This is a genomic window from Sphingomonas sp. GC_Shp_5, from assembly GCF_026540855.1.
Taxonomy (GTDB): Bacteria; Pseudomonadota; Alphaproteobacteria; order Sphingomonadales; family Sphingomonadaceae; genus Sphingomonas.
The window spans coordinates 1-8575 of record NZ_JALNUP010000051.1; the positions used below are offsets into that span (position 1 = coordinate 1).

An 8575-nucleotide genomic window follows, 5' to 3' on the forward strand; every position below is an offset into this window, starting at 1 on the left:
GCCGCGCGACCCGATCCGCCAGGGCAAGCCCATCGGGAGTGTCAGCATGAGCGCCCACGCACATCACCGCAGCATCGCCCGCCCGGCCGCCGCCACGCTCGCCCCGTTGATCGTCATCGCGCTCGCCGCGCTCGCGATCCGCACCCCGCTGGCCGCCGCCCACGCCCTCGCCGCGCTGCTGCTGATCCTGTGGATCGTCCCCGACACGCTGATGCTGGCGCGGCTCGCCCGCACCCGGCGGCCGCCGCCCCAGGCGATCGTCGGTGTGCTCGCCGGCGCCTGCGTCATCGTCGCGCTCGGCGCCCCGGCGCCGCTGCGCGCCGCGATGACCGGCGCGCCGGCGCTCGTCGCCGCGATGCTCGCCATCGTCCTTGCCCATCTCGGCTGGGCCGCGGTGCGCGCCCGGCGGATGCTCGGCGACAGCGCCGCCGCGCCCGATCGCTGGATCGCCGCCGCGGGCCAGTTCGCGCCGCCGCTGCTGGTGCGCCTTGCCGCCGCCGAACTGCGGGTGATCCACCTTGCGCTGTTCCGCTGGGGCGGCTCCGCCGATATCCCCGCCGACAGCCGCGGCTTCGCCTACCATCGCCACCTGGCGCCGATCTGCACCGCGCTGCTGATCCTGTCGGGAATCGAGACCGGGGTCTATCACCTGCTGGTCGGCCATTGGAGCCGCACCGCGGCGCTGGTGCTGTTCGCCATCAGCGATCTCGGCTTCGTCTATCTGGTCGGGCTGATCAAATCCTTCCGCCTGCGGCCGATCCTGATCACGCCCGACGGCGTCCGCGTCCGCGGCGGCCTGCTGATCGACCAGCGCATCGATCTCGCCAGCATCACCGCGGTTGCTACCGAGATCGTCGGCGACGAGGTCCGCGCCCCCGCCACGCTCAACGCCGCGCTGCTCGCCTGGCCCAACGTCCTCCTCCGGCTCGATCCGCCGCTGCTCTGCCGCACCGGTCGGCGCCAGCGCCGCTACACCGCGGTCGCCTTCCGGCTCGACGATCCCGCGCCGTTCGTCCGCCTGCTGCGCTGGCGGCTCGGCCAGCCGGCCGCCTAACCGCCCGGCCGCAGGATCATCGCAGCCGATAGTGATCCGCCACCCGGTCGAGCGCCAGCGTCAGCACCAGCCGCCCGGCGCGTGCCGGCCAACCCAGCCCCTTCTCCGCCGCCGGCAGCCCCTCGCCCGCGCACACCACCCGCCACAGGATGTCGGCCAGCCCCGCCCCCGCCGCGCCGATCGCGGCATCGAACCGGCGCTTGGCCGCGATCTGCGCGGTCGACGGATCGAGCCCGCCGCCGCCCTCGCCATCCACCCGCGGTGCCCAGCGCATCGTCACCCGCGGCCCCAGCGACGCCGTCTCATAATCGCCGCGCAGTCGCTCCCCGGCCTCGAACTGGCGCGCGCTCACCAGCCCGCGCGCCTTCAGCCAGCCGAGCGGCGACTCGGCAGCGTTGACCGTCACGCTCCGCCCGCTCCCGATCGATCGTTCCACCAACTGCCGCATCGCATCGCTCCTATCTTCGAGTCGATCTTCCTTGCCATAGCGTCACGCTTGTAGGACAGGGCGTGAACCGATTTGGTTTTGGCAAGGAGCTCCGGCATGATCACCGCCATTCGCGACGTGCGCCGCGCCAAGGGACTGACGCTCGAGGACGTCGCCCGCCGCTGCGCGCCGCCGACCACCGCGCAGACCATCGGTCGGCTCGAGACCGGTACCCGCACCGTCTCGGTCGGCTGGCTCAACCGCATCGCCGCCGCGCTCGGCGTCGAGGCGGCCGATCTCGTCACCTTGCCCGATCGCGCGACGCTGCCGGTCGCCGCGCTGCTCGATGCCGGCGGCGCCCATGCCCCCAGCCAGCCGCAGGTTGCGCTGCCGCCTGCGCCGACGCCCGGCGCGGTGGCGGTCGCCGTCACCGGCAGCGTCGGCGATTATCGCGCCGGCGACGTGATCTGGTGCGACATGGTCGATCCCGCGGGCTTCGCCGGTGCGCTCAACCGCGACGTGCTGGTGCCGCGCCCGGCCGGCCGCTTCCTGTTCGCGCGGCTGATCGGCCGCGACGCGGGCGCCGCAGGGGCAGGAGCAGGGGGGGCGGGCAAGCTCCACCTGCTCCCGCTCGGCCCCGGCCAGCGCCAGCAGGTGCTCGCCGATCCGCCCTGGCTCGCCCGCGCTACCCGCCTGGTCCGCGACCTGTAAGCCACACCCTCGCGCACCGGTGCTGCATCTGCTAACGGCGCGCGCATGCTCAATCTCAACGGCATCACCGTGCGCCTTGGCGGCCGCACGATCCTGGACGGCGCCAGCGCCGCGCTTCCCCCCGGCAGCCGGGTCGGGCTGATCGGCCGCAACGGCGCCGGCAAGTCGACACTGGTGCGCGTCATCGCCGGGCTGCTCGAGCCGGACGACGGCAGCGCCGACATGCCGCGCGGCGCCCGGCTCGGCTATATCGCCCAGGAAGCGCCGTCGGGTGACGTCACGCCATTCGATACCGTGCTTGCCGCCGACGTCGAGCGCGCCGCGCTGATGGTCGAGAGCGAGACCTGCGAGGATCCCGATCGCCTCGGCGACGTCTACGAGCGGCTGATCGCGATCGACGCCTATACCGCGCCGGCGCGCGCCGCGCAGATCCTGCTCGGCCTCGGCTTCGACGAGGACATGCAGCAGCGGCCGCTCGACAGCTTCTCGGGCGGCTGGAAGATGCGCGTCGCGCTCGCCGCCCTGCTGTTCTCGCAGCCCGATCTGCTGCTGCTCGACGAGCCTTCGAACCACCTCGATCTCGAAGCGGTGATGTGGCTCGAGGACTTCCTCAAAGGCTATAAGGCGACGATCGTCGTCGTCAGCCACGAGCGCGATTTCCTCAACAACGTCGTCGATCACATCCTCCACCTCCAGGGCGGCAAGATCACGCTCTATCCCGGCGGCTATGACGCGTTCGAGCGCCAGCGCGCCGAGCGGCTCGCCCAATTGGAGGCCGCGCGCACCAACCAGGCGACCCAGCGCGCCAAGCTGCAGGAATATATCGCCAAGAATTCGGCGCGCGCCTCGACCGCGAAACAGGCCCAGTCGCGCCAGAAGATGCTCGCCAAGATGCAGCCGATCGCCGACGCCTACAACGATCCGTCGTTGAGCTTCGACTTCCCCGATCCGAGCGAGCTCCGCCCGCCGCTGATCACCCTCGACATGGCCGCGGTCGGTTATGCCGAGACGCCGATCCTCAAGCGCCTCAACCTGCGGCTCGATCCCGACGATCGCCTGGCGCTGCTCGGCCGCAACGGCAACGGCAAGACCACGCTCGCCCGCCTGCTCGCCGCGCAGCTCGCGCCGATGGAGGGCGACATGGCGTCGTCGGGCAAGATGAAGGTCGGCTATTTCACCCAATATCAGGTGGAGGAGCTCGATACCGACGATACCCCGCTCGAGCACATGACCCGGATCATGAAGGGCGCCAGCCCCGCCGCGGTCCGCGGCCAGCTCGGCCGGTTCGGCTTCTCGGGCGACAAGGCGACCACCAAGGTCGGCAAATTGTCGGGCGGCGAGCGCGCGCGGCTCGCGCTGGCGCTGATCACCCGCGAGGCGCCGCACCTGCTGATCCTCGACGAGCCGACCAATCATCTGGACGTCGATGCCCGCGAAGCGCTGGTTCAGGCGCTCAATGCCTATACCGGCGCCGTCGTGCTTGTCAGCCATGATCGCCACATGCTCGAGATGACGGCCGACCGGCTGGTGCTGGTCGACCATGGCACCGCCAAGGAGTTCGACGGCGCGCTTGACGATTATATCGCGATGATCCTGGCCGGCGACGGCGCGAGCAGCGGCCCCAAGGAGAGCAAGGCAGATCGCAAGGCCGGCAAGAAGGCCGCCGCCGAGGCGCGCGAGAAGGAAACCGCGCTGCGCAAGACGGTACGCGACCTTGAGGCCGATACCGCGCGCTTCAGCAAGGAACGCAACGCGCTCGACCATGCGATGTTCGACCCCACCGGCGCCGAGCCGCGCTTCAAGGCGATGTCGATGAGCGATCTCTCGCGCCGCCGCGCCGAGGTCCAGGCCAAGCTCGAGGCGGTCGAGGCCAAATGGCTCGAGGCAAGCGAGGCACTGGAAAGCGCGGGCTAGTCTTCGAAGACGTCCAACCACCCCGTTCGTGCTGAGCCTGTCGCACGGTGAGGCTCATGCCCCCACGACGCCGTCTGCGGCGGCGCTCAGGACGGGCGTCGCCACGCGCAGCGGAAACCGGAGGCAGCGGGTTAGACTGACGTCATGGCGCCCGTCGCCAGCCATTGCCCGCGTCAGCCGCGCCGGATAGCGTCGCGCCGATGCCGCCAGCCCCCACCAAGCCCCAGGACGCCGCCCGGATCTTCGCGGCGCTCGGCGATCCCACCCGCCTGTCGCTGCTGGTCGCGCTGCGCAGCGGCGGCACCCGCTCGATCGCGCGGCTCGCGGTCAACAGCGGCATGACCCGGCAGGCGGTCGCCAAGCATCTGCGCGTGCTCGAGGACGCCGGGCTGGTGATCGCCGAGCGCACCGGCCGCGAGACCCATTTCATCTACCAGCCGCAGGCGCTCGCCGGCGCGCGCAGCTATCTCGATGCGATCTCGGGCGATTGGCAGGAGGCGCTCGCCCGCCTGCGCCGCGCCGGCGAGGACGGCTGACCGCCCAGCGCGCGGTGGCTCAGGCCTGGTCGGTCGTGTTGTCGGTCGTCCCGGCGTCGTCCGCCTCGGCGCCCGCCGCCGGCCGCTCGAACCAGGCTTCCACCTCGCCGTTGAGCTTCAGCGTCAGCGGCCGGCCGTGGCGGTCCATCTTCTTGCCGAGCGCGACGCGGATCCAGCCTTCCGACCGGCAATATTCCTCGACGTCGCGCCGCTCGGAGCCCTTGAACCGGATCCCGATCCCGCGCTCGAGCAGCGGCTGGTCGAAATATGGGCTGTCGGGGTTGGTGGACAGGCGATCGGGAGGGGTTTCGGTCATCGCTGCCGCTTAGCCGCTCGACGCCCGCCAGCGCCACCAAAAAACCGGCGGCCGGCGCGCGTTCGCCGCCCGCCCCTCCGTTCGTGCTGAGCCTGTCGAAGCACCTGAGACTCAGGCCTTCGACAAAGCGCAGCGCGAACGCAGTGGGCTAGTCGCCACCCCGCGGCGTCAGCTGCCCCGGGCTGATGAAGCCGATCGGCTGGATCGAGGTCGCGTCCTGCTTCAGCCGCGCCGCCATCTGCTCATAGTCGCGCTCGGTCTCGGGGGTCACGCTCGCGCGCGATTCGCCGAGCGCCTCGATGAAGTCGCCCATCGTCACCGCGGTCGACTGCAGCGAGCGGCGCAGCGCCACCAGCCCGGCGCGGCGCACCACATCCTCGAGGTCGGCGCCGGTGAACCGCTCGGTCCGCCGCACCACCTCGTCGAGGTCGACATCGCCGTCGAGCGGCATCTTCTCGGTCTGGATCGCGAGGATCCGCCGCCGCCCTTCGGGGTTGGGCACGCCGACATAGATCAGCTCGTCGAACCGCCCCGGCCGCAGCAGCGCCGGGTCGATCAGGTTTGGCCGGTTGGTCGCGCCGATCACCACCACCGATTGCAGCTCTTCCAGCCCGTCCATCTCGGCGAGGATGGTGTTGACCACCCGCTCGGTCACCTGCGGCTCGCCGGCGCCGCTGCCGCGCGCGGGCACCAGGCTGTCGAGCTCGTCGATGAAGATCACGCACGGCGCCACCTGCCGCGCGCGGCTGAACAATTTGGCGATCTGCTGCTCGCTCTCGCCATACCATTTGGAGAGCAGGTCGCTCGACTTGGTGGCGATGAAGTTCGCCTCCGCCTCGCGCGCCACCGCCTTGGCGAGCAGCGTCTTGCCGGTGCCCGGCGGTCCGTAGAGCAGGAAGCCCTTGGCGGGGCGGATGCCCAGTCGCCGGAATGCGTCGGGATCCTTGAGCGGCAGCTCGACGCCTTCCTTGAGGCGCATCTGCGCGGCATCCAACCCGCCGACATCCTCCCACCGCACCCGCGGCGCCTCCACCATCACCTCCCGCATCGCACTCGGCTGGACGCGCTTCAACGCGCCGAGGAAGTCCTCGCGGGTGACCGACAGCGTGTCGAGCACCTCGGGCGGGATCGTCCGCTCCTCGAGGTTCAAGCGCGGCATGATCCGCCGCACCGCCTCGATCGCCGCCTCGCGGGTCAGCGCGGCGAGATCGGCGCCGACGAAGCCATAAGTGGTCCGCGCCAGCTCGCCGAGATCGACCTTGTCGCCCAGCGGCATGCCGCGGGTGTGGATGCCGAGGATCTCGCGGCGCCCGCGCTCGTCGGGCACGCCGACCACGATCTCGCGATCGAACCGGCCCGGCCGGCGCAGCGCCTCGTCGATCGCCTCGGGCCGGTTGGTCGCCGCGATCACCACCAGATTGGCGCGCGCCTCCAGCCCGTCCATCAGCGTCAGCAGCTGCGCGACGACGCGCTTCTCCGCCTCGCCCTGGACGTTGCCGCGCTTGGGCGCGATCGAATCGATCTCGTCGATGAACACGATCGACGGCGCATTCTTGGCCGCTTCCTCGAAGATCTCGCGCAGCCGCCCTTCCGATTCGCCATAAGCGGAGCCCATGATCTCGGGCCCGTTGATCAGAAAGAATTGCGCATCCGATTCGTTGGCGACCGCACGCGCCAGCCGCGTCTTGCCGGTGCCGGGCGGGCCATGGAGCAGCACGCCCTTGGGCGGCTCGACGCCCAGGCGCTGGAACAGCTCGGGATAGCGCAGCGGCAGCTCGACCATCTCGCGTAGCTGGTCGATCGTCTCCGCCATGCCGCCGATATCGTCATAGGTGACGTCGGCGCGCCGCTGCGTCGGCTCCTCATATTCGGGCCGCAGCTCGATCTCGGTATTCTCGTCGATGTGGACGATGCCCTTGGGCGTCGCCGCAATCACCGCGAGGCGGATCTCCTGCAGCGCATAGGCCGGCGCGTTCATATATTGCTGCACACCCGGCGGCATGTTGCCGACCCGCTGGTGGCCGGCGGTGGCGACCACGTCGCCCTGGCACAACGGCCGCCCGAAGAACGTCCGCTTGAGCGCGTTGGTCGATCCCTGCAGCCGCAGGTTCTGCTGAGCCGGCGCGAACACCACGCGGGTGGCTGGCTTAGATTCCACCTTGCGGACCTCGACGAAATCACCGGCGCCGACGCCGGCGTTGGCGCGCTGCAGGCCGTCGATGCGCAGCACCTCGATGCCTTCGTCCTCGGGATAAGGCCCCACTGCACGCGCCGGGGTCGACTGTTTGCCGACGATCTCGATCACGTCACCTTCGCCCACCCCGATCGCCGCCATCAGCGTACGCGGCAGATGGGCAAGGCCGCGGCCCGAATCCTCGGGGCGGCTGTTCGCCACCTGGATCTTGCGGGTGCCCGTGTCGGTGATCTCGCTGTCGGCCATGGTTTCCCTTTCGCGGGCTTCGAAGCGCCTCAGATAGGATGCCGGTTCCGCGTTTCGAGCCGCGATCGATTCGCGCGAGACAAAAAAAGGGCCGATCCCTGAAGGACCAGCCCATGAAAGTTTTAGGAGAGGATGCCTGAAAGGCCCGATCCTTGTGACCGCTGCGGGCCTATGGTGCAATTGCGAATAGCGCTACCACGATTGCAGAAACTGCATGTGCAAGCTATAAGCGTGACGAGAATAGGGAGAGGGGATCATGCGCAGGCTGCCGCCGCTGGGCGCGATCGAGGCGTTCATTCAGGTGGCGCGGCTTGGCTCGGTCAAGGCCGCGGCGACCGAGCTTGCCCTGTCGGCCCCGGCGCTCAGCCGCCGCGTCCAGGCGCTGGAGCGCTTCATCGATCGCCCTTTGTTCGAGCGGCGCCACCAGGCGATCGTGCTCAACGCCGATGGCGAGCGCTTGCTCGCGCAGATTGCGCCGGTGCTCGATTCGCTGTCCGACGCGGTCGAGGCGATGACCAGCACTACCGAGGTGCTGCGCCTGCGGCTCGGCATCCTGCCGCTCTACGCCTCGCAGCAGCTGTTTCCCCGCCTCGGCGAGTTGCGCGCCGCGCATCCCGAGCTTCACCTCGACATCGACACCGGCGGCCATGGCGTTGCGCGGCTCGGCGAAGGCCTCGATGCAGTGATCGCGCTCGCCCGCGAGGTCGATCCGCAGCTCTACGCCCGCCGGCTCGCACGCGACAAAGTCTATGTGATCGCCGCACGGCGCTTTCTTGAAGGCCCGAACCCGATCACCGAGCCGCACCAGATCCGCCAGCTCACCGCGCTGATCCATCGCGAGATGCCGGAGAATTTCACCGCCTGGCGGGTGGCGGCGGGTGTAGAAGATATCGAGCCGGCGGCGATCGACTATTTCGATTCGGGAGCACTGCTGCTCGAGGCGGCGGCGCAGGGGCTCGGCGTCGCCTTCATGCACGAAAGCCAGTTCCAGCAGGCCCGCGATCCGCGGCTGGTCCACCTCTTCGACATCAACGTCGAGAGCCCGTACAGCTATTATTTCCTGTGCCGCCCCCGCGCGCTGCATCAGCGCGCGGTGCGGATCTTTCATGATTGGCTGATCAAGACCCTCGGCGAGGGCTGAGCGGCGGTTACCCCGCGCCATCCTTGTCTCAACCAG

At 70.0% G+C, this 8575-nt stretch carries 8 protein-coding genes; 5 read left to right on the forward strand and 3 right to left on the reverse strand.

The window, feature by feature from the left end; all coding sequences use genetic code 11:
* Positions 1-1054: hypothetical protein (locus OXR60_RS19590; protein ID WP_346732032.1), on the forward strand; the 1054-nt coding region annotated here is incomplete at its 5' end.
* Between the two features lie 16 nt (positions 1055-1070).
* Here OXR60_RS19590 and OXR60_RS19595 read toward each other — a convergent pair.
* The gene (locus OXR60_RS19595) at positions 1071-1502 is read right to left on the reverse strand and encodes a DUF6456 domain-containing protein (RefSeq protein ID WP_267397736.1); all 432 of its coding nucleotides are present in this window, start codon (positions 1500-1502) and stop codon (positions 1071-1073) included.
* Between the two features lie 96 nt (positions 1503-1598).
* On the opposite strand from OXR60_RS19595, the gene OXR60_RS19600 reads away from it, so the two are divergent.
* The 3 genes from OXR60_RS19600 (at position 1599) to OXR60_RS19610 (ending at position 4642) form a co-directional block, all read left to right on the forward strand.
* Positions 1599-2192, forward strand: coding sequence for a helix-turn-helix transcriptional regulator (locus OXR60_RS19600; protein ID WP_267397738.1), 594 nt, complete (start codon positions 1599-1601; stop codon positions 2190-2192).
* 45 nt (positions 2193-2237) lie between these two features.
* Positions 2238-4106 carry an ABC-F family ATP-binding cassette domain-containing protein gene (locus tag OXR60_RS19605; RefSeq protein WP_267397739.1) on the forward strand — a complete coding sequence of 623 codons (1869 nt, stop codon included), beginning with the start codon at positions 2238-2240 and terminating at the stop codon, positions 4104-4106.
* A gap of 200 nt (positions 4107-4306) precedes the next feature.
* Positions 4307-4642, forward strand: coding sequence for a metalloregulator ArsR/SmtB family transcription factor (locus OXR60_RS19610; protein WP_267397740.1), 336 nt, complete (start codon positions 4307-4309; stop codon positions 4640-4642).
* A 19-nt stretch (positions 4643-4661) separates the two neighbouring features.
* Here OXR60_RS19610 and OXR60_RS19615 read toward each other — a convergent pair whose 3' ends face one another.
* Complete coding sequence (locus tag OXR60_RS19615; RefSeq protein WP_267397741.1) at positions 4662-4958, reverse strand: DUF3297 family protein; 297 nt, start codon at positions 4956-4958, stop codon at positions 4662-4664.
* A gap of 148 nt (positions 4959-5106) precedes the next feature.
* On the reverse strand, positions 5107-7398 hold the full coding sequence (locus OXR60_RS19620; protein ID WP_267397742.1) for a CDC48 family AAA ATPase: 2292 nt from the start codon (positions 7396-7398) through the stop codon (positions 5107-5109).
* Between the two features lie 256 nt (positions 7399-7654).
* Here OXR60_RS19620 and OXR60_RS19625 point away from each other — a divergent pair, with 256 nt between their 5' ends.
* Positions 7655-8539, forward strand: a complete 885-nt coding sequence (locus OXR60_RS19625; RefSeq protein ID WP_267397743.1) for a LysR substrate-binding domain-containing protein — start codon at positions 7655-7657, stop codon at positions 8537-8539.
* Positions 8540-8575 lie beyond the last annotated feature (36 nt).

Bases quoted from the DNA above. Each gene is read 5' to 3' on its own strand.
- OXR60_RS19595 (WP_267397736.1), bottom strand. From the start codon at position 1,502: ATGCGGCAGTTGGTGGAACGATCGATCGGGAGCGGGCGGAGCGTGACG.
- OXR60_RS19600 (WP_267397738.1), top strand. From the start codon at position 1,599: ATGATCACCGCCATTCGCGACGTGCGCCGCGCCAAGGGACTGACGCTC.
- OXR60_RS19605 (WP_267397739.1), top strand. From the start codon at position 2,238: ATGCTCAATCTCAACGGCATCACCGTGCGCCTTGGCGGCCGCACGATC.
- OXR60_RS19610 (WP_267397740.1), top strand. From the start codon at position 4,307: ATGCCGCCAGCCCCCACCAAGCCCCAGGACGCCGCCCGGATCTTCGCG.
- OXR60_RS19615 (WP_267397741.1), bottom strand. From the start codon at position 4,958: ATGACCGAAACCCCTCCCGATCGCCTGTCCACCAACCCCGACAGCCCA.
- OXR60_RS19620 (WP_267397742.1), bottom strand. From the start codon at position 7,398: ATGGCCGACAGCGAGATCACCGACACGGGCACCCGCAAGATCCAGGTG.
- OXR60_RS19625 (WP_267397743.1), top strand. From the start codon at position 7,655: ATGCGCAGGCTGCCGCCGCTGGGCGCGATCGAGGCGTTCATTCAGGTG.